The sequence below is a fragment of the Flavobacterium sp. YJ01 genome (assembly GCF_029320955.1).
Lineage (GTDB): Bacteria > Bacteroidota > Bacteroidia > Flavobacteriales > Flavobacteriaceae > Flavobacterium.
In genome coordinates this window covers 4,278,616-4,300,139 of record NZ_CP119757.1, presented here as the reverse complement: position 1 = coordinate 4,300,139, position 21,524 = coordinate 4,278,616, and the positions used below count along the sequence as shown (strand labels likewise).

The following is a 21,524-nucleotide window of genomic DNA, read 5'->3' as shown; positions in this document are numbered from 1 at the left end:
ACTTGAAACGTGAAACCTAAAACTTGAAACAATAATTTATTCTTCGTTTTTACTTTCGTTGAATTTCTTTATGATTTCCTTTAATTTTTCTTTTCTGGAAATTTCAGCTTGTTTTGCTTTTGCCTGGGCTTTGTGCAATTTATCATTATGCTTTTTGATATTTCTTTCGTTATTGCGTCCCATTATATTTCTCTTTTAATTTGTTCTAATGTTTTTTCTGTGAAAATCAATTCGTTGATAATCTGTTTTCGCAAATCGTCAATATCATCATAATCAAAATGTTTTGCCCAATTCGTAAGCTGTTGAAAATTCCTGATTTGTTTTAAACGTTTTGCTGTTTCAAAACTTGTTCTTAAAACCGCTTTTCTATCATATTCTGGATTATTTTTATGCTCATAATTCGCAAGATTATTCTCGAAATCGGCTTTAATATAATAGAGTTTTTCTTCGGCATTATCTGGATAAAATTCGCTCCATTTTGCAAAACCTATTTTCGTTTTAAATTCTGTTTCTGGATCAAGAGCAATTAAACGCCATTTACTATTTGCCAATCTTCCCCAATGATTAGAAACACGATACATTCCTTCTTCTGTATAATAATAGGCACTTCCTGCTTTGCTTTCAAATTGTTTCTTCAAACCGACAATTGCTTCTGGAAGTACTTCATGAAAAGCACAAAAGGTATTTTTAAAAGAATTAGGATGTGGTTTAAAGTTTTTCTGCATTTTGCAAATATACTCAGTTTGAAGAGAACTCCATAAAACAATCCATAATTGCTTACCTTTGCTTCTTAATTTAAAAACATAAAATCATGTCTAAAGATACACAAGAAAAAATGCCGCAAAAAGGAGTTTATACTGGCATTATAGAAAAAGATGAAAACAACAATTATTTCTGTGGCGAATATCTTTTAGATTATAAAATGGTTCAAACGAAATTTAATGTCGGCGATTGGATTACAATAAAGTCTGTTATTGAAAACCCAAGCGACATGAGCTACGATAAATACCCTAAAAAATCAAGAAACTTTGATAAGGCGAATCATAAGCCGGAGTAGTTTTTTTTTGTTTCAGGTTTAAAGTTTCAAGTTATTGTTGGAGCGGTTAATTTTTTAACGCAAAGAACGCTAAGGTTATTTTTGTAGAGTGTTCTAAATTGAGAATATTTAAGTTCGCAAAGCTTTGTATAGACATAGCTTTGCGAACTTAATGCTTATAAACATTACTCAAAAAAAAAAATCTTAGCGTCCTTTGCGTAAATCTTTGCGTGCTTTGCGGTAAAAAAAACTTATGGTTAACTTTTCTCAATATTTTTTCCATCAAAACTAAAAAGTTAAAAAAAAGTGTACCTTTGCAAAAAATTTGTCGATTTGAACTAATTAATATCGATTTCAAACTAATAGACAAGTAGTTACCTTTTATTTATGAAAAAAATAGTTGAATACCGCAAGTTACTAAACGTAGAGAAAACTGCAGAGTTAAAAGATTTAAAAACAATTTATCGTAATGCGATGAAAGAATCTCATCCAGATAAATTCGTTGGAGATGACGCTGGTCTTAAAGCTGCAGAAGAAAAAAGTAAAACAATCATCGAAGCTTACCATTTCTTAGTAAGTATTCATCCTGATACTATTAAACTTAACTTACCAGAGTACACTGAAACAATTTCAACTTGTACTATTACAGATTTTAAATTTGTTGAAGGACGTTTAATCATTGATTTTTCTAACGGAAGTGTTTACGAATACATCAGTGTTCCAAAAGCAACTTACGTGAAAATGGTAAATGCTGATTCACCTGCAAGATTTGCAAAAAGACATATTTTAAATTCTTTTACTTGGAGAAAGAAAACAAACCAAGAATAGTTTTTAAAACACTATATTTACAAAAAAGCACTCAATTAATTGAGTGCTTTTTTTATATCTAAAAATTAAAATTTTGAATATAATGATTTCAAATAAGTTTATTAATGCTAGTTATAATTCATTTAACACGAACAAACATGCTGATTTCATGCATTTTAAACCCAAAAAAACTATAACAAAATTTTAGGTTACAAAATTCTGTATGTTTTATATTTTTAGATACTTTTGTTGCACAAATCAATTAACTAATTAATTTTTTATAATGAAAAAAATACTTTTTGTACTTACAGCTTCTGCAGCTATCATTTCTTGCAGCAAAGTTAAAGATGGAGAATACCTTATTACAGGTACTGCTACAGGAATTGAAAATGGAAAAACAATCATCTTACAAGGTGCTGATCCAGCTACAAGAATGCCAATTTCTTTAGATACAGTAAAAGTTGAAAACGGAAAATTTGAAATAAAAGGAAAAGTAACTGAACCAGCTTTCCATACTTTAATTTTACAAGGCGCTAACGGACCAATTCCATTAATTCTTGAAACTGGAGAAATTAAAGTTAATATTGACAAAGATAGTATCCACAAATCTAAAGTTTCTGGAACTTACAATAACGATGAGTATGTTGCCTTTACAGAAGACATGACAAAAACTCAAAAAAACCTAATTGATTTTCAGAAAAAGAATAATCAAAAAATGCAACAAGCTCAACAAGCTCAAGATACAGCAACTATCAACAGTTTGATGAAACAATACATGACAATTCAAAAAGAGGTTCAAGAATCAAGCAAAACTAAATATTTAAAGTATGCTGAAACTCACCCAAAATCATTCATTACAGTTTTGATTGTTCAAAGTATGTTTAATGATCCAGCAGCAGATACAAAAAAATTAGAAGCTCTTTACAATTCTTTAGATGAGTCTGTAAAAAATACTGCTCCAGGTAAAGAAATCAAAACTAGATTAGGTCAAGCAAAAATGCCATCAGTTGGTGCTACAGCTCCAGCAGTAGGCAGCCCTAACTGAAGAGCAGATTTTTCGGCTCCTAATCCAGAAGGAAAAATAGTTTCTCTAAAAGAAAGTTTAGGAAAAGTAACTATTGTTGATTTTTGGGCTTCTTGGTGCGGACCATGCAGACAAGAAAATCCTAATGTTGTGGCATTATATAAAGAGTTACACTCAAAAGGTTTAAATATCATTGGAGTTTCTTTAGATAAAGATGCTGATGCTTGGAAACAAGCAATAGCAAAAGATGGATTAACTTGGACTCATGTTTCAAACTTAAAACATTGGGCAGAACCAATAGCTAAACAATATAATGTTGAAGCAATTCCTGCAACTTTTATCCTTGATGCCAACGGAAAAGTAGTTGCTCAAGATTTAAGAGGTCCTGAATTGAAAGCAAAAATATTAGCACTTTTAGCAGCTAAATAATACTAAGTATTCAGAATAAAAAAATCTCCCTTGTGGAGATTTTTTTGTTTTATAAATAATACTAACGTTCATAAAGGAAAAATTGTAAGAGCTTAAATTATTTCGCTTTTTATTCTAATACATCAATAAAAACAAAGCTTAACGGCCTAAAAAAATTATGCTTAATTGAAAAAATAGAAAAAACAACTGAAAGAACAATCTTACATTCATAAATAAATTAAAAAAAAATTAAAGAATGGCGTTTTTTATTTTATTCAATTCCAACTAATTAAAAAATAACTTTAAAATAACTTAAAATTAAGTGCTTTTTTTGTTTGGAAATGTAGAAAGAGTTCCTATCTTTGCCACCGCTTAGAACAACAAAGCACAACAAGCTGAGATCGGGGAGATACTCAAGCGGCCAACGAGGGCAGACTGTAAATCTGCTGTGTGAACTTCGCAGGTTCGAATCCTGCTCTCCCCACAAAAAACCTGCAATCGAAAGATTAGCAGGTTTTTTCTTTTATACTATTTTTTAAGTTTTGATAAGTATATTACATTTATCAGAATAAGCAATATTATTTAAATATACTTCTAATCGCTTTTCCTATTTCGGCAAAATCATCGTGACTACTGACAGATCTCTTTTCTGTATTATTTGCAGGAGTTTTAGAAAAAGGGTAAATAAGCATATAGTTATTATCATTGAATCTCTCGTTTAACAAATCTGGAATATCCCTCATTCGAGAAAAATACGAATGCATTCCTCTATCTCCCATCATAATAATCAATCCTTCATTTTCTTCAATATCAAGCGCAGTTTTTTCTGCATCTTCCCAATTTAAGAAAACATCAAATGTTGCTTCAATAGAAGCTTTTTTAGCTATTCTTTTTAAAATGTTCAGCGTTTTATCTTTTCCGTAAAAACTCATTTTAGCGCCCGAATTACGACCAATATTCCATATTCTTAACATAGAGTGAAAAAATCCTGCATCCATTTCAGCTTCAGCTGGAATAAAAACTAGATATCTTTTAATAGTCCCTGCTGGCTGAACAGCGTGATAGACCATTAAATTTATGCTTTTATTTCGCAAATATCCATTGTACAAATTATATACAAACGAAGCAGAAAAGCCTTTTCCTCCTTCCAATCCTACTATAAGATCAGTAATGTCTTTTTCTTTTATAACATTACTTATTCCGCCTGCCGTATCATTATCATGGCGTGTAATCGGATGCAATTCTATATCTGCCGCCGAAGCTGCTTTAATGGCATTTTCTAATATTCTTTCCGCATTTTTTTCAGAAGATTCGTTGGCGTCTTCGTTAATCACATTTACGGCATAAAGCTGTTTATTTGTGGCTGATTTAACCATTAATCCAAGATTTACCATTTTTTCTACAGTGGCTTCATGGTTAACCGCAAGAAGTATATTTTCTTTTTCTTTACTATTACCCGATACAGTATTATCTTTTTCTGCCTGTGCGATACGCTGTGCGCTTGCCATAGAAACAAACGATGACACGGTACAAGACACAAGAATAAGAAGAATACTGCCATTAAGTACGTGATCGTTTAAAAGTCTGATTGGTTCTCCTGCATCGTTTTCACCAATAATTATATTATATCCAACCATAACAGAAGCCAAAGTTGCTGCCGCTGATGCAGAACTCATTCCAAAAATTAGCTGTCCTTCATCGTTGGTAAGTTTAAACGTTTTCTTGGTCAGCATGGCGGCAACATATTTTCCGCCAATTGATGCAACAAGCATAATTGATGCAACCCATAAAGTTTCCCAACTTTGTATAAAGGCATTAAAATCGATCAGCATTCCAACACTTATCAAAAAGAAAGGAATAAAAATGGCATTTCCGACAAACTCAACTCTGTTCATTAATGATGAAGTATGCGGAATTAATTTATTTAAAGCCAATCCTGCAAAAAAAGCACCAATGATAGACTCAATTCCAGCCAGTTCAGCAAGAAGTGCTGCTAGATAAATCATTACAATTACAAAAAGATATTGGGAGATTTTATCTTCTACATTTTTAAAAAACCAGCGTGCTATAATCGGAAAAATAAGCAGAACAATTAGTGTAAAAATGATCATTGAAACCGATAATTTTACCCAAAAAGCTGTTCCTACTTCACCTTGTGACATACCAACAATAGCAGCCAAAACTAAGAGCGAAAGAACATCTGTAATCATCGTTCCGCCTACCGTAATATTTACCGAAAGGTTTTTAGCAATTCCTAAACCGCTTACCATTGGATAAACGATTAAAGTATGTGATGAAAACAAACTCGCAAAAAGAATTGATGTAAGCAGTGAAAAATGAAGCAAATAATATCCGCCAAAAAGTCCTAAAGTAAATGGGACGGCAAATGTAAAAATCGAAAAAATGATACTCTTCCATTTGTTCTTTTTAAAATCTGCCATATCGATTTCCAGACCGGCTAAGAACATAATATACAAAAGCCCTGTAGTTCCTGTAACCACTACACTACTATCTCTTGAAAGTACTCCAAAACCATTTGGACCAATAATAGCTCCTGCAATAATAAGCCCGAGTAAATGCGGCACTTTAATCTTATTTAACAAAAGCGGAATGCATAAAATAATGATAATTTCGATAAGAAACTTCAAAAGCGGATCTTCAATCGGAAGTGTTATATGTTGTATACTCAGTTGCATAAATTACTTTTTGTTAGATGGAGTAAGTTCAACTGAAAATTTTGCGGTGCAGTTATCTTGTCCTGTAATAGTTTGGGTGCCTTTGATGATATTTTTTTTAATATCATCCAGCACTACGCTAACTTTTATCTTATTTTTTGAGGAAGTTTCTTTTGCGGAATCAAGTACTATTTTTTTTTCTAAATATTGTCCTGTAAAAACACGTTTAATTTGATTATTGCTGACAACATTGGTATACATTCCAGTGGAGTCGGATATAAATTCCCAAATCTCGTTGCGTTGGTCGCCAATAACATAATTACTGCAATTAGATTCTCGGCAAATCATTTTACTGTTCCATTTAATTTTAAGGCTATCTGGCCATTCTTGAATTTTAGGAACTGTATCTTTTACTTTAGAAATAGACAACAGACTGTCTTTCATTTTTAACAGTTTGTCGTATTCTGCTTCTTTATCTTCAAATTGTTTTTCGCGTTCTAAAAGTGCGTTTTCACGAAGGGTAAGCTCTTGTTCTTTTTTATTGCTGCAAGAACAAAAAATGAGTACAATAATCAGAAATAAAAGTCTTTTAAAAGTCATAGGAATCGATTTTGGATTCTACAAGTTAAGCAGAAAAATTCTTTTAACCCGCTAAAAACTGATAAAAAGTAGATTTAACTTCTAGTTTTGTGTCAAACAAAAACATCTACACAGAACTATTAATCAACTACTTAAGATGTAAATTTCATAACAAAACAAAAAATAAATATAATCTCTTTATTAACTTTATATTTAATTTAGAAACGCTAAAAACTACTATAGTAAGCAATTTTGGTTATTTATAGACACTTGTACGTTTCCAAAAATATGCATTTTTCAGATGAATATAGAAATTTGACAAGCCCCCCTTTCTAGTGATGACTGAGATTCCTACCAATGATTTTGTCGCGGTTTTTTATATGCCGTACAAAAAATGGTTCTAATCATTAATTTTTATTTTTCAAACAATATTAATTTAAAATTTAAGCAATGAAATCGACAATTAGAATACTCATCATCTTATCTATGTTAGTTCTTTATTCTTGTAAAAAGAAAGAAGAAAGCAACAATACAAGTACTGTAAAAGATTCTATACAAGAAAAATCAGCTTCTGTAAATAATAAAAAAATTGTAACTGAGGAAACTTACATTCGAGCAGAAACTGATCGTGAATTTGAAGTAATCTCCAAAGCTGCAGGAGGCGTAAATAAATTTTTATGGTATCGTGATCTGGTGCCTCTAGACAAACAAACCGTCGTGCGTATGAATAAAGATGTTTTATATGGAGGTGCAGTTATTGATGTTAGCAAAGGCGCTTCAATTGTATTTCCACAGATGCCTGACAAAAGATATGCTTCTATTCTTGTACTTGATAATGATCATTATTGTCCAGAGGTGATTTATAAACCAGGAAAATATAAGCTTCCATCAGATACTCAATACATGTTTATTGCAGTTCGCATCCAGTTATTCCATCCTGAAGATCCTGCTGAAGTAAAATTAGTTAATAGCCTTCAGGATAAATTTATAATTGAAGCTGGTAGCTCAAATCCTCTTCCAGAAGATAGCTGGGATGAAAAATCAAGAGATTCGTTAAGTAAAGTTTACAACACCGAATTCGCAAAATATGACCGTTATCCTGACGATTGGATGGGACCACGAGGAAAAGTTAACGAAAAAACTAGAAAATATGCCGCAGCTGGTGCATGGGGTTTATTTCCGAATAAAGACGCAACATATATTAATTATAATGGCGGTAATCTTTCAGGCAGTAAATGCTACACAGCAACTTATAAAGTTCCAGAAAACAAAGGCTTTTGGTCTATTACTGTTTATGGAGCTGATGGATACATGAAAGACAATAACAATATTATTAATGCCTATAATGTAAAATACAATCCAGATAAAACCTTTACTGTATTTTTTGGATCTAAAGAAAATTGTCCTTCTAATGTAAAAAACAGACTGGATGTCGAGGATGGGTGGAATTTTTTAATGCGAGTCTATTTACCCGGAAAAGAAGTGCTCAATGGCTCTTACAAACTTCCTGCTGTTAGAGAAGTGAAATAATCAATATAAGTTTTTCATAAAACTCAAATTGTTAAATAAAATATTTAACCATCAAAAAGCAGGGACTTAATCCCTGCTTTTTCTTTCTGCACTTCTTACTAATATTTCTAATGCAATTAATTATAATCTTACATTGATGAAATTACGAATTCGCTTCGACGGTTTCTAAGATGCTCTTCTTCTGAACATTTTACTCCATCTTTACATTTGTTCAATAATCTGCTTTCTCCATAACCAGTTCCTTTCAAACGATCTGCAGCAATACCTTTTGAAGTCAGCCAAGCCATAATAGATTTAGCTCTTTTATCTGACAAAATCATATTAGATTTAGCCGAAGAACGACTGTCTGTATGCGAACGGATATCAATTTTCATTTTAGGATATTCCTGCATCACAGCCAAAATTTTCTCTAATTCTACTGCTGCTTGATCTGTAATATTCCATTTTCCTAAATCAAAATAAATCATAGATATATTAAGGGTTTTAGCTAAATCAGTTCCCACTTTTACGGTTTTCATAGCTGGAATTGGAATTTCAAAAGCGACAATTCTTTCTTTTTCCAAAACAAAATCTAGTCTGTTATCAATTGCAGATGCAACTGAAATCGAAGCTACTTTAACCGGATACATCTTTCTTTCGACCTTAACTGAATATTTCTTATCGCAGTTTACTTTGAAGCTGTAAGCACCATCTTTTGCAGTTTCTAAAACTTGCAATACTTGATTGTTTTCGTCAAGCAAAGTTACATTCGCTCCTTCAATAACTTCATTAGCTTTACTATCAGAAATAATTCCTATTAAGTTTCTTTCGCAAACCAATTTTTTAGTTTCTGTAAATTTATAAATATCATCACTTCCGATTCCTCCTTTTTTATTTGAAGAAAAATATCCTTTACGCGTCTTACTGTCAATAATGAAAGCGAAATCATCGTATTTGGTATTTACTGGTTCTCCAATGTTCTGAACTTGATCAAAAGTTCCGTCTTCTAAAATTTTTGAAACCACTATATCAAGACCACCTAGTCCAGGACGGCCGTCGGTAGCAAAATATAATTCATTATCTACTGAAATAAATGGAAAAGTTTCTCTTCCTTCTGTATTAATTCCCGCGCCGAGATTTTCAGGTTTTCCGAAAGTTCCGTCACTATTGATTGTTACACTATATAAATCAGACTGCCCAAGTGTCCCAGGCATATCAGAAGCAAAATACAATTTCTTTTCGTCTAAACTCAACGCTGGATGCGCCGTGCTATATTGGTCACTATTGAAAGGTAGTTCAGTAATATTAGACCAATTTCCGTCTACCAAGATAGCTTTATACAATTTTAGCAATGTGATATTTTTATCATCTTTTCCACGTTTTCCATCCAGATAATTATTTCTGGTGAAATACATTGTTTTGCCATCTTTTGTAAATACAGGAGTAGATTCATTAAACTTAGAATTAATTTCTTTGTTTAATAGTACCGCATTATTCGTATCACCATTAGGTTTAATTGTAGCAATATATAAATTGGTAAAATTTTTATTATTCCATTTAAAAGTTTTTCCCTCTTTATTTTTAATTTCCCTTGCAGAACTAAACACTAAACTGTTATTCAGAAACGCGCTTCCAAAATCTGAATTCTCCGAATTTACATTGGCAGGAGAAATTTCAAAACGGCCAGAATTCATTTTAATCTGTTCCAGATAATTTCTGTTGTGATCAAATAAAATTCCTCTACTATCAGAGTTTTTATTTCTATTAAATTCTTCAAGTATTTTGTCCGCTTTTACATAATCTCCAGCTGATTTTAAAGATTGTGCGTATCGGTATAAATATTCCGGATCTTGTTTTGAATTTAATTTAAAAAGTTTGTCATACCAAGCGGAAGCTTTAGTCAGTTCGGCATTAAAATAATAAGCATTACCCAATCTCTGAAACATCTTTTCATCTTCCAGACCTTTTGAAGCTAGCTTTTCATAAATTGCAATCGCATCAGCGTAAGCGTAATTATTATATTCTTTTTCCGCTTGATCCAGCAGTGCTTTTTGCGCCATTGCATTAAAAAAGAAAAAAGACAGAAAAACAGCGTATAGTATTCTCTTAAGTTTCATAATTAGAAAAATCTTGGTGATGTAATTCGGTTATAACCTTTCATAAACTCAAAACGCAGGAAGATCTCGTGAGAACCTGAGTTATAATTATTCAGCTTTGTTGTTTCACGGTCATAAGCATATCCGATGTACATACTTTTGTTAATCTGAAATCCAGCCATTGCACTTAAAGCGGCACTCCATCTGTACGAAACTCCTAAAACAAACTTATCATTAAACATAAAGTTTCCTGACACATCTACTTGTAAAGGTGAACCTTCTACCATCTTAACCATCGCTGCTGGTTTAAATTTGATCATTTCGTAATGGTCCAGGTTAAAAACATATCCTGCAATTAAATAATAATTAATCTGCTCTTTATAAATAGCATAATCATTATCATCGTAACGATTGGTCTGAATGAAATTTGGAACAGACAAACCGACATATCCTTTGTCTGAATGGTAGTAAACCCCTGCTCCAACGTTTGGAGTAAACTTATTTCTAAAATTTGCAAACTGCGGATCTCCTTCATTTTCCATTCTCAATTTGTTCGGATCCAGATTAAAAAGATTACCTGATCCTTTGATACCAAATGACAATTTGGCTTCTGCCGATGTCTGAATCGAATAAGACAGATCTACTGAAAAATCATTTTCATTTGTAGGTCCAATTTTATCATTAACCAAAGAAAAACCCAATCCTAATCTACTGTTATTTAAAGGCGTATTTACTGATAAAGTACTTGTTTCTGGCGCACCATCCAGTCCTACCCACTGTGTTCTGTATAATCCAAAAACACTTACAACACCTCTTGAACCAGCATATGCAGGATTTATATTGATGGTATTGTGCATATATTGCGTATACTGCGCATCCTGCTGTGCAAAAACTGCAGCGGAACAAAACAATAATAATAAAGCTAATTTTTTCATTTATATATTTTTAAAATAATGGCTTAACCTATGGCTAAGCCATTTTTATTAATATGGAAATATTATCTAGTCAGGTATAGATATCCTGCTTCCTGTTTTGGCTTAGAAGCATTATCCTTATATCTTAAAATATAATAATATGTTCCTTCAGGAAGTCCGTTTGATTCTTTAACAGTTGTTCTTCCTTCAGAGTATCCTTTAAACACTACATCATTATTATTGTAATGATCTCTTTCGAATACCAGAATTCCCCAACGGTTATAAATCTGAACTGTGTTTTCTGGATAGCATTCGATTCCTCGTATGTAGAACCTTTCATTAAATTTATCTCCGTTTAAAGAAACAGCATTATAGATTTTTATACTACAACCGTTTATTAGTTCAATCACAGTTGGATTATCACCGTTTACATTTTCAGAATCTGACACATCTGTTACCACTATACCACTTTGTGTATTTCCTGAAACTGATGCCTGATTGGTTACAGATCCTGCATTAATGTCTGCCTGAGTCAAAGTATAGGTTCCTGTAAATGTTAGACTATCGCTTTGTCCGACACCTAATGATATTGGTCCTCCTGTAATTACAATACCAGGAAGAAGATCAGAAATTGTCAAATTGTTTAAAGCAATATTTCCAGTATTGGTAACTGTAAAAGTGTAAGTTAACGTTTCTCCTGCTTCTACATTGCCATTTCCATTTTCGTCATTCAATGTCACTTTCATAATCAGAGATACAGATGGTGTTTCTACAAAAATGCGTACAGTAGCCGTACTGCAGTTGTTTGGATTTGCTTTTTCGCAAATCTGGTACGTCAAAGTATAATCACCGCCTTTTGTTCCAGGAGCAACATCAATTGTTCCATCCTGATTTAACGTAATTCCTTGAGGGAATTTATCTCCTGTCAAAATAACATCAACTGGGTTAACTGGTAAACCATTTAATTTGTCATTATTTAAGACATTGATAACTTCTAATGAACCGTTAATTCCGTCTGCATTAGTAACATTATTATCGTTTCCTGCTTCGATTCCAAATTGAGGTTTAGCATTACATCCAGATACAGCTGAAGGGTAATTTACAATAACAGATTGAGTAGGATTCAGTGTAAACTGCATCGTAACTGCCGGTCTTGTTAATTCAAATCCATCATTAGCTTCTATCCATTGTCCGTTAGTCAATACCCATCCTGGCCAGTCAGTAGGTAGATTGTTTACATCTACTGTCGCACCTGGCCACAACACATTACCACTTAAAGGCATTCCTGTCTGTGTTGCTACAATACGGTTTGCACTGTCAATCCAATTAATGGTTAATAAACCAGTTGGAGTAAAATTATCCGCTTTAACGCTGTATGAAACATACGGAGCATTATTCAAACAGTAACTTTCTGCAGTAATGGTCATTGTTGGAGCAACAACAGTTACTGTGACTGAAGTTGAAGTACAGTTTCCTGAATTCGCTTTTTCGCAGATTTCATAAGTTAATGTATAAGTTCCCGCTGGAGCATTCGGAACTAACTCTACTGTTCCATCAGACTTCAACGTTAATACATTATTTGGATCTGGAGTCAAGACATTCAGATTAACATCATTAATCGATAAAGGATTATTATCTAATTTATCATTAGTTAAAACATTAATTACTTTAACTATTTCATTGATACCTACTACAGAACCGATTTCATCCTTAACCGCGATAAGTGTTCTCTTATCAACAGGAATCGTAATCGTTGCAGGCATTGCATCTACAGCACCGCTGTTATCGGTAGCTGTGAAAGTAAAGTTATCATTTCCTGAGAATGAACCGTTAGGAGCGTAAGTAAGCTGTCCTGCCTGTGCAGGCGCAAAAACCTGTCCTGCGGTTACAGCCGTTCCGTTCAGCGCTAAAGTTCCGTGTAACGGTAATGTTACAATTGTATAAGAAACAATCGTTCCGTCTGTATCACTTGCAGTCAGAGCTTTTATTGCCGTTGCTCCTGCACTAGAAGGAATTGCCGCATTTGTATCATCGTTTGCAATTGGAGCATTGTTGCCAACCGTGATGGTAAACACTACTGATGCCGATACCGCTCCGATGTTGTCAGTTGCAGTAAAAGTGAAATTATCATCACCCGTAAATGTTCCGCTTGGAGCGTAAGTAAGCTGTCCAGCCTGGGCAGGCGTAAGAACTTGTCCTGCCGTTACAGCCGTTCCGTTCAGCGCTAAAGTTCCGTGTGACGGTAATGTAACAACTGTGTAAGAAGCAATTGTTCCGTCTGTATCTGATGCCGTTAAGGAATCAATTGCCGTAGCTGAAGCTGTTGACGGTATCACAGCCGTATTAACAGCTGCATTTGCAGTCGGCGCGTTATTGCCAACAGGAATCGTTACCGTCGCAGGCGTTGCATCCGAAGCTCCGCTATTATCGGTAGCCGTGAAAGTGAAATTATCATCACCCGTAAATGTTCCGCTTGGAGCGTAAGTAAGCTGTCCAGCCTGTGCAGGCGTAAGCACCTGTCCTGCCGTTACAGCCGTTCCGTTCAGCCCTAAAGTTCCGTGTGACGGTAATGTTACAACTGTATAAGAAGCGATCGTCCCGTCGGTATCTGATGCCGTTAAGGAATCAATTGCCGTAGCTGAAGCTGTTGATGGTATCACAGCCGTATTAACAGCTGCATTTGCAGTCGGCGCGTTATTGCCAACAGGAATCGTTACCGTCGCTGGCGTTGCATCCGAAGCTCCGCTATTATCGGTAGCCGTGAAAGTGAAATTATCATCACCCGTAAATGTTCCGCTTGGAGCGTAAGTAAGCTGTCCCGTTTGGACAGGCGTAAGAACTTGTCCTGCCGTTACAGCCGTTCCGTTCAGCGCTAAAGTTCCGTGTGACGGTAATGTTACAACTGTATAAGAAGCGATCGTCCCGTCGGTATCTGATGCCGTTAAGGAATCAATTGCCGTAGCTGAAGCTGTTGACGGTATCACAGCCGTATTAACAGCTGCATTTGCAGTCGGCGCGTTATTGCCAACAGGAATCGTTACCGTCGCAGGCGTTGCATCCGAAGCTCCGCTATTATCGGTAGCCGTGAAAGTGAAATTATCGTCACCCGTAAATGTTCCGCTTGGAGCGTAAGTAAGCTGTCCCGTTTGGACAGGCGTAAGAACTTGTCCTGCCGTTACAGCCGTTCCGTTCAGCGCTAAAGTTCCGTGTGACGGTAATGTTACAACTGTATAAGAAGCGATCGTCCCGTCGGTATCTGATGCCGTTAAGGAATCAATTGCCGTAGCTGAAGCTGTTGACGGTATCACAGCCGTATTAACAGCTGCATTTGCAGTCGGCGCGTTATTGCCAACAGGAATCGTTACCGTCGCAGGCGTTGCATCCGAAGCTCCGCTATTATCGGTAGCCGTGAAAGTGAAATTATCATCACCCGTAAATGTTCCGCTTGGAGCATAAGTAAGCTGTCCCGCCTGGGCAGGCGTAAGCACCTGTCCTGCTGTTACAGCCGTTCCGTTCAGCGCTAAAGTTCCGTGTGACGGTAATGTCACAACTGTATAAGAAGCGATCGTCCCGTCGGTATCTGATGCCGTTAAGGAATCAATTGCCGTAGCTGAAGCTGTTGACGGTATCACAGCCGTATTAACAGCTGCATTTGCAGTCGGCGCGTTATTGCCAACAGGAATCGTTACCGTCGCTGGCGTTGCATCCGAAGCTCCGCTATTATCGGTAGCCGTGAAAGTGAAATTATCATCACCCGTAAATGTTCCGCTTGGAGCGTAAGTAAGCTGTCCCGCCTGGGCAGGCGTAAGCACCTGTCCTGCCGTTACAGCCGTTCCGTTCAGCGCTAAAGTTCCGTGTGACGGTAATGTTACAACTGTATAAGAAGCAATTGTTCCGTCGGTATCCGATGCCGTTAAGGAATCAATTGCCGTAGCTGAAGCTGTTGACGGTATCACAGCCGTATTGACAGCTGCATTTGCCGTCGGCGCGTTATTGCCAACAGGAATCGTTACCGTCGCTGGCGTTGCATCCGAAGCTCCGCTATTATCGGTAGCCGTGAAAGTGAAATTATCATCACCCGTAAATGTTCCGCTTGGAGCGTAAGTAAGCTGTCCAGCCTGTGCAGGCGTAAGCACCTGTCCTGCCGTTACAGCCGTTCCGTTCAGCGCTAAAGTTCCGTGTGACGGTAATGTTACAACTGTATAAGAAGCGATCGTTCCGTCGGTATCTGATGCCGAAAGCGCGCTGATCGATGTAGCCGATGCCGTTGAGGCGATCGCGGCATTGGTCACATTGCTTGCCGTCGGAGGGTTGTTTGAAACCGGTATCGTGAAGGTAGCCGTATTGGAAGCCGCCCCCGAGTTGTCAGTCGCCCTGAAGGTGAAGCTTGCATTGCCCGTGAATGTCCCGCTTGGAGCATAAGTCAGCTGTCCCGCCTGAGTCGGGGTAAGCGTCTGGCCTGCCGTAACAGGGTTTCCGCTCAATGCCAAAGTTCCGGTTGAAGGAAGCGCCACAACGGTGAACGAAGCGATCGTACCGTCGGTATCCGATGCCGAAAGCGCGCTGATCGATGTCGCAGATGCCGTTGAGGCGATCGCGGCATTGGTCACATTGCTCGCCGTCGGAGGGTTGTTTGAAACCGGTATCGTGAAGGTAGCCGTATTGGAAGCCGCCCCGGAGTTGTCAGTCGCCCTGAAGGTGAAGCTTGCATTGCCCGTGAATGTCCCGCTTGGAGCATAGGTCAGCTGTCCCGCCTGAGTCGGGGTAAGCGTCTGGCCTGCCGTAACAGGGTTTCCGCTCAATGCCAAAGTTCCGGTTGAAGGAAGCGCCACAACGGTGAACGAAGCGATCGTACCGTCGGTATCCGATGCCGAAAGCGCGCTGATCGATGTCGCAGATGCCGTTGAGGCGATCGCGGCATTGGTCACATTGCTTGCCGTCGGAGGGTTGTTTGAAACCGGTATCGTGAAGGTAGCCGTATTGGAAGCCGCCCCGGAGTTGTCAGTCGCCCTGAAGGTGAAGCTTGCATTGCCCGTGAATGTCCCGCTTGGAGCATAAGTCAGCTGTCCCGCCTGAGTCGGGGTAAGCGTCTGGCCTGCCGTAACAGGGTTTCCGCTCAATGCCAAAGTTCCGGTTGAAGGAAGAGCAACAACCGTATATGAAGCGATCGTACCGTCGGTATCCGATGCCGAAAGCGCGCTGATCGATGTCGCAGATGCCGTTGAGGCGATCGCGGCATTGGTCACATTGCTCGCCGTCGGAGGGTTGTTTGAAACCGGTATCGTGAAGGTAGCCGTATTGGAAGCCGCCCCCGAGTTGTCCGTAGCCCTGAAGGTGAAGCTTGCATTGCCCGTGAATGTCCCGCTTGGAGCATAAGTCAGCTGTCCCGCCTGAGTCGGGGTAAGCGTCTGGCCTGCCGTAACAGGGTTTCCGCTCAATGCCAAAGTTCCGGTTGAAGGAAGCGCCACAACGGTGAACGAAGCGATCGTACCGTCGGTATCCGATGCCGAAAGCGCGCTGATCGATGTAGCCGATGCCGTTGAGGCGATCGCGGCATTGGTCACATTGCTTGCCGTCGGAGGGTTGTTTGAAACCGGTATCGTGAAGGTAGCCGTATTGGAAGCCGCCCCGGAGTTGTCAGTCGCCCTGAAGGTGAAGCTTGCATTGCCCGTGAATGTCCCGCTTGGAGCATAGGTCAGCTGTCCCGCCTGAGTCGGGGTAAGCGTCTGGCCTGCCGTAACAGGGTTTCCGCTCAATGCCAAAGTTCCGGTTGAAGGAAGCGCAACAACCGTATATGAAGCGATCGTACCGTCGGTATCCGATGCCGAAAGCGCGCTGATCGATGTAGCCGATGCCGTTGAGGCGATCGCGGCATTGGTCACATTGCTTGCCGTCGGAGGGTTGTTTGAAACCGGTATCGTGAAGGTAGCCGTATTGGAAGCCGCCCCGGAGTTGTCAGTCGCCCTGAAGGTGAAGCTTGCATTGCCCGTGAATGTCCCGCTTGGAGCATAAGTCAGCTGTCCCGCCTGAGTCGGGGTAAGCGTCTGGCCTGCCGTAACAGGGTTTCCGCTCAATGCCAAAGTTCCGGTTGAAGGAAGAGCAACAACCGTATATGAAGCGATCGTACCGTCGGTATCCGATGCCGAAAGCGCGCTGATCGATGTCGCAGATGCCGTTGAGGCGATCGCGGCATTGGTCACATTGCTCGCCGTCGGAGGGTTGTTTGAAACCGGTATCGTGAAGGTAGCCGTATTGGAAGCCGCCCCGGAGTTGTCAGTCGCCCTGAAGGTGAAGCTTGCATTGCCCGTGAATGTCCCGCTTGGAGCATAGGTCAGCTGTCCCGCCTGAGTCGGGGTAAGCGTCTGGCCTGCCGTAACAGGGTTTCCGCTCAATGCCAAAGTTCCGGTTGAAGGAAGAGCAACAACCGTATATGAAGCGATCGTACCGTCGGTATCCGATGCCGAAAGCGCGCTGATCGATGTCGCAGATGCCGTTGAGGCGATCGCGGCATTGGTCACATTGCTTGCCGTCGGAGGGTTGTTTGAAACCGGTATCGTGAAGGTAGCCGTATTGGAAGCCGCCCCGGAGTTGTCAGTCGCCCTGAAGGTGAAGCTTGCATTGCCCGTGAATGTCCCGCTTGGAGCATAGGTCAGCTGTCCCGCCTGAGTCGGGGTAAGCGTCTGGCCTGCCGTAACAGGGTTTCCGCTCAATGCCAAAGTTCCGGTTGAAGGAAGAGCAACAACCGTATATGAAGCGATCGTACCGTCGGTATCCGATGCCGAAAGCGCGCTGATCGATGTCGCAGATGCCGTTGAGGCGATCGCGGCATTGGTCACATTGCTCGCCGTCGGAGGGTTGTTTGAAACCGGTATCGTGAAGGTAGCCGTATTGGAAGCCGCCCCGGAGTTGTCAGTCGCCCTGAAGGTGAAGCTTGCATTGCCCGTGAATGTCCCGCTTGGAGCATAGGTCAGCTGTCCCGCCTGAGTCGGGGTAAGCGTCTGGCCTGCCGTAACAGGGTTTCCGCTCAATGCCAAAGTTCCGGTTGAAGGAAGAGCAACAACCGTATATGAAGCGATCGTACCGTCGGTATCCGATGCCGAAAGCGCGCTGATCGATGTCGCAGATGCCGTTGAGGCGATCGCGGCATTGGTCACATTGCTTGCCGTCGGAGGGTTGTTTGAAACCGGTATCGTGAAGGTAGCCGTATTGGAAGCCGCCCCGGAGTTGTCAGTCGCCCTGAAGGTGAAGCTTGCATTGCCCGTGAATGTCCCGCTTGGAGCATAGGTCAGCTGTCCCGCCTGAGTCGGGGTAAGCGTCTGGCCTGCCGTAACAGGGTTTCCGCTCAATGCCAAAGTTCCGGTTGAAGGAAGCGCAACAACCGTATATGAAGCGATCGTACCGTCGGTATCCGATGCCGAAAGCGCGCTGATCGATGTAGCCGATGCCGTTGAGGCGATCGCGGCATTGGTCACATTGCTCGCCGTCGGAGGGTTGTTTGAAACCGGTATCGTGAAGGTAGCCGTATTGGAAGCCGCCCCGGAGTTGTCAGTCGCCCTGAAGGTGAAGCTTGCATTGCCCGTGAATGTCCCGCTTGGAGCATAAGTCAGCTGTCCCGCCTGAGTCGGGGTAAGCGTCTGGCCTGCCGTAACAGGGTTTCCGCTCAATGCCAAAGTTCCGGTTGAAGGAAGCGCCACAACGGTGAACGAAGCGATCGTACCGTCGGTATCCGATGCCGAAAGCGCGCTGATCGATGTAGCCGATGCCGTTGAGGCGATCGCGGCATTGGTCACATTGCTTGCCGTCGGAGGGTTGTTTGAAACCGGTATCGTGAAGGTAGCCGTATTGGAAGCCGCCCCCGAGTTGTCAGTCGCCCTGAAGGTGAAGCTTGCATTGCCCGTGAATGTCCCGCTTGGAGCATAAGTCAGCTGTCCCGCCTGAGTCGGGGTAAGCGTCTGGCCTGCCGTAACAGGGTTTCCGCTCAATGCCAAAGTTCCGGTTGAAGGAAGCGCCACAACGGTGAACGAAGCGATCGTACCGTCGGTATCCGATGCCGAAAGCGCGCTGATCGATGTCGCAGATGCCGTTGAGGCGATCGCAGCATTGGTCACATTGCTCGCCGTCGGAGGCTGATTAACAGTTGGAGTAGCCGATCCAGAATTATTTCCTGGAGTCGGATCCGTCTGCTGACCTGAAATAGTTGCTGTATTGGTGTAAGAACCAGATGCATTCACGGTAGCACTTATTGTAAGAGTGGTACTTGCTCCATTAGCAAGATTACCAATAGTCCAATCTGGCGCTGACCATGTACCTGTAGAAGGTGTTGCGCTAACAAAAGTATATCCAGCTGGAAGATTATCAGTAACTTTTACTCCTGTTGCAGCACTAGGTCCTGCATTAGAAGCTGTAATTGTAAAAGTAACTTGATTTCCAACATTAGGAGTCGTGTTATTTACCGATTTGGTTACCGAAAGATTTGCTTGAACAACCGGAGTTGCTGTAGCCGAATTATTAGTTGTGGTATTATCAGGATTATTTCCTGTAATACTGGCTGTATTAGCATAAGATCCTGTAGCATTTACCGTCGCAGTAACTGCTAAAGTAGCCGATGCTCCATTTGCAAGAGATCCTACCGTCCATGTTGGTGCCGACCACGTACCTACCGAAGGCACAGCACTAACAAAAGTATATCCTGATGGAAGCGCATCACTTATAGAAACACCAGTCGCTTTGTAAGGCCCATTATTTTTAGCAGTAACGGTAAATACGACATTATTTCCAACACTTGGAGATGTATTATCTGCTACTTTTGAAATTTGAAGATCAGTAGGACAAAGTGCTCCTTCAAAATTCCTGTCGGTTACTGTAGTTCCTCCACACGAAGTAGTAACTGTATATCGAACTTGAACAGTACCTACTCCTGTAAAACTTAAAGTGTTTCCATTTAAAGTTCCTGGACCACTTACAAGAGTTAATGTTCCTCCAGCAGGAGTAGGATTTAATAAAACCGGATCATCTATACAATATTTAGAATCTGGTCCTCCTCCTAATGAAATTGGCTGAATAACTGGATTTGATTCTGCTCCGCAAATCTGTACATTAGCAGTAGTAAAATTATATGAGGTCACATTTGTGTTATCTGTTGAATTATTTCCCATACTACCATTAACCCTGTGGCCAACATAACCAAATCTTGATTCACAGGCTTTAACAATCATCGAAGTATGTCCTCCAGTTTCCACAGCTAAAATTTTATCAGATGCAGATACACCTGCGGGCATCATAGGATCTACAGTCTCGTTAGTACTTCCGCCCCCAATTAAACTCCTATTATTTTGCCCGAAAGCATATAGATTATAACTATTATTTATGACATTCACAGCGCCATATCCAGTATCATGTTCTTGTACACTAAACCATTTAATATTATTCATGACAGGACCGCCTGAAGAATTGTATCTTGGCTGTACCCAAAATGATCTGTTTGCTGTATCCCAATCACCTAACTGTTTCTCTGCATTTCTTCCTAAACCATACAAATTACCATTAGTTGCTAAGACATAATAAGATTTTGCACCGTCTGCTCCTGTTGAACCAATCATTTTTGGAGTTATCGAAGCAGGAAGCGTCATTCGTGCAGCTCTAGTCTGATTGCCGCTGGGATTATTATCACCTAAATAAACACTATTTCCCCAAACATATACTGTACCATCTGATTTCAAAGCCATCAAAGAGTTATTACTTCCTCTACAAGCAACAACGTTGGTCAAAAATGGATTACCATTCTCTGTCGTAGTTACTCGGTACCAATTTAAAGAATCACCTGAAGCTCCATTTCCTCTAACATTTGCAGTTTGAGAAATAACCCATACATCGCCACTACAAGTCGTGATAGCTAATGTTCTATAGGTTGCAAACATCATTTTCACATCACTTGGATTTACGCCTGTTGGTAATCCTGTAGCATTTCCAGCAATTGTGATTTTCTGAAATGTTGTACTGGTAGTAAGACTGGTGGCTAAAACTCCACCCATTGTACCCCATGCATACAATCCGTCTGTAGCCAAAACTATTCCTTGAGTATAAGTTGAAGAGCTGCTCCCCAATGCTCCTTTTAGTACTGTAGCTCCAGCACTTAATGCAGGGAAATTCGTTCGGTTTATTGTTCGTGATGTTAGTAAACTGGATGTTCCGTCATTATCCATTTTCTCTCCCCAAACTTGAAGAGAGCCATCTGAAGTTCTTACAATAGTACTATGAAAACTTGATACAAAATTATCGTATTCTATTGATGATGCATCGTTATTAGAATCGGCACCAAAATTAGATAAATTGGTACCAGAACATCCTTGGACAGGAATCGCACATTGTGCATTAGATACCTGACTAAATATAAAAAAAACAAAAAATAAAGCAATTGCCTTTTTTACATTGAGTATGCTATTAAAATTAAAGTAGTTTTTTATCATAAAGAACTTG

At 39.7% G+C, this 21,524-nt stretch carries 12 protein-coding genes and 1 tRNA gene; 6 read left to right on the top strand and 7 right to left on the bottom strand.

Annotation, left to right across the window (positions count from 1 at the left end; genetic code table 11):
• Nucleotides 1-36 precede the first annotated feature (36 nt).
• Entirely contained in the window at nt 37-183 is a 147-nt protein-coding gene (locus P0R33_RS18835) for a hypothetical protein (protein ID WP_276172707.1), read from the bottom strand.
• Complete coding sequence (locus tag P0R33_RS18830) at nt 183-725, bottom strand: hypothetical protein (protein ID WP_276172706.1); 543 nt, start codon at nt 723-725, stop codon at nt 183-185. The genes P0R33_RS18835 and P0R33_RS18830 overlap by 1 nt, the downstream gene beginning before the upstream one ends.
• An 86-nt stretch (nt 726-811) precedes the next feature.
• Here P0R33_RS18830 and P0R33_RS18825 point away from each other — a divergent pair, with 86 nt between their 5' ends.
• From P0R33_RS18825 to P0R33_RS18805, 5 genes are all read left to right on the top strand, one after another.
• Nucleotides 812-1,057 carry a hypothetical protein gene (locus P0R33_RS18825; protein ID WP_276172705.1) on the top strand — a complete coding sequence of 82 codons (246 nt, stop codon included), beginning with the start codon at nt 812-814 and terminating at the stop codon, nt 1,055-1,057.
• 366 nt (nt 1,058-1,423) lie between these two features.
• A complete protein-coding gene (locus tag P0R33_RS18820) occupies nt 1,424-1,864 on the top strand; it encodes a KTSC domain-containing protein (RefSeq protein ID WP_276172704.1) in 441 nt (146 codons plus the stop codon).
• A gap of 262 nt (nt 1,865-2,126) precedes the next feature.
• Nucleotides 2,127-2,888: a DUF4369 domain-containing protein gene (locus tag P0R33_RS18815; RefSeq protein ID WP_276172703.1), complete on the top strand. Its 762-nt coding sequence runs from the start codon at nt 2,127-2,129 to the stop codon at nt 2,886-2,888.
• 36 nt (nt 2,889-2,924) lie between these two features.
• The gene (locus tag P0R33_RS18810) at nt 2,925-3,296 is read left to right on the top strand and encodes a TlpA disulfide reductase family protein (RefSeq protein ID WP_276175670.1); all 372 of its coding nucleotides are present in this window, start codon (nt 2,925-2,927) and stop codon (nt 3,294-3,296) included.
• A 382-nt stretch (nt 3,297-3,678) separates the two neighbouring features.
• Nucleotides 3,679-3,759, top strand: a tRNA-Tyr gene (locus P0R33_RS18805).
• A gap of 94 nt (nt 3,760-3,853) precedes the next feature.
• On the opposite strand, the gene P0R33_RS18800 is transcribed toward P0R33_RS18805, so the two are convergent.
• Nucleotides 3,854-5,971: a cation:proton antiporter gene (locus P0R33_RS18800; RefSeq protein WP_276172702.1), complete on the bottom strand. Its 2,118-nt coding sequence runs from the start codon at nt 5,969-5,971 to the stop codon at nt 3,854-3,856.
• A 3-nt stretch (nt 5,972-5,974) separates the two neighbouring features.
• Nucleotides 5,975-6,550 (bottom strand): hypothetical protein, encoded by a 576-nt coding sequence (locus tag P0R33_RS18795; RefSeq protein ID WP_276172701.1) that lies wholly within the window; start codon nt 6,548-6,550, stop codon nt 5,975-5,977.
• A 429-nt stretch (nt 6,551-6,979) separates the two neighbouring features.
• Here P0R33_RS18795 and P0R33_RS18790 point away from each other — a divergent pair, with 429 nt between their 5' ends.
• Nucleotides 6,980-8,059 carry a DUF1254 domain-containing protein gene (locus P0R33_RS18790; RefSeq protein ID WP_276172700.1) on the top strand — a complete coding sequence of 360 codons (1,080 nt, stop codon included), beginning with the start codon at nt 6,980-6,982 and terminating at the stop codon, nt 8,057-8,059.
• Nucleotides 8,060-8,187: 128 nt separating this feature from the next.
• Here P0R33_RS18790 and P0R33_RS18785 read toward each other — a convergent pair whose 3' ends face one another.
• The 3 genes from P0R33_RS18785 to P0R33_RS18775 all read right to left on the bottom strand — a co-directional run bounded on the left by P0R33_RS18785 (nt 8,188) and on the right by P0R33_RS18775 (nt 21,514).
• A complete protein-coding gene (locus P0R33_RS18785) occupies nt 8,188-10,155 on the bottom strand; it encodes an OmpA family protein (protein ID WP_276172698.1) in 1,968 nt (655 codons plus the stop codon).
• A gap of 2 nt (nt 10,156-10,157) precedes the next feature.
• Complete coding sequence (locus P0R33_RS18780) at nt 10,158-11,069, bottom strand: type IX secretion system membrane protein PorP/SprF (RefSeq protein ID WP_276172697.1); 912 nt, start codon at nt 11,067-11,069, stop codon at nt 10,158-10,160.
• 62 nt (nt 11,070-11,131) lie between these two features.
• Complete coding sequence (locus P0R33_RS18775) at nt 11,132-21,514, bottom strand: tandem-95 repeat protein (protein ID WP_276172696.1); 10,383 nt, start codon at nt 21,512-21,514, stop codon at nt 11,132-11,134.
• Nucleotides 21,515-21,524: the final 10 nt, after the last annotated feature.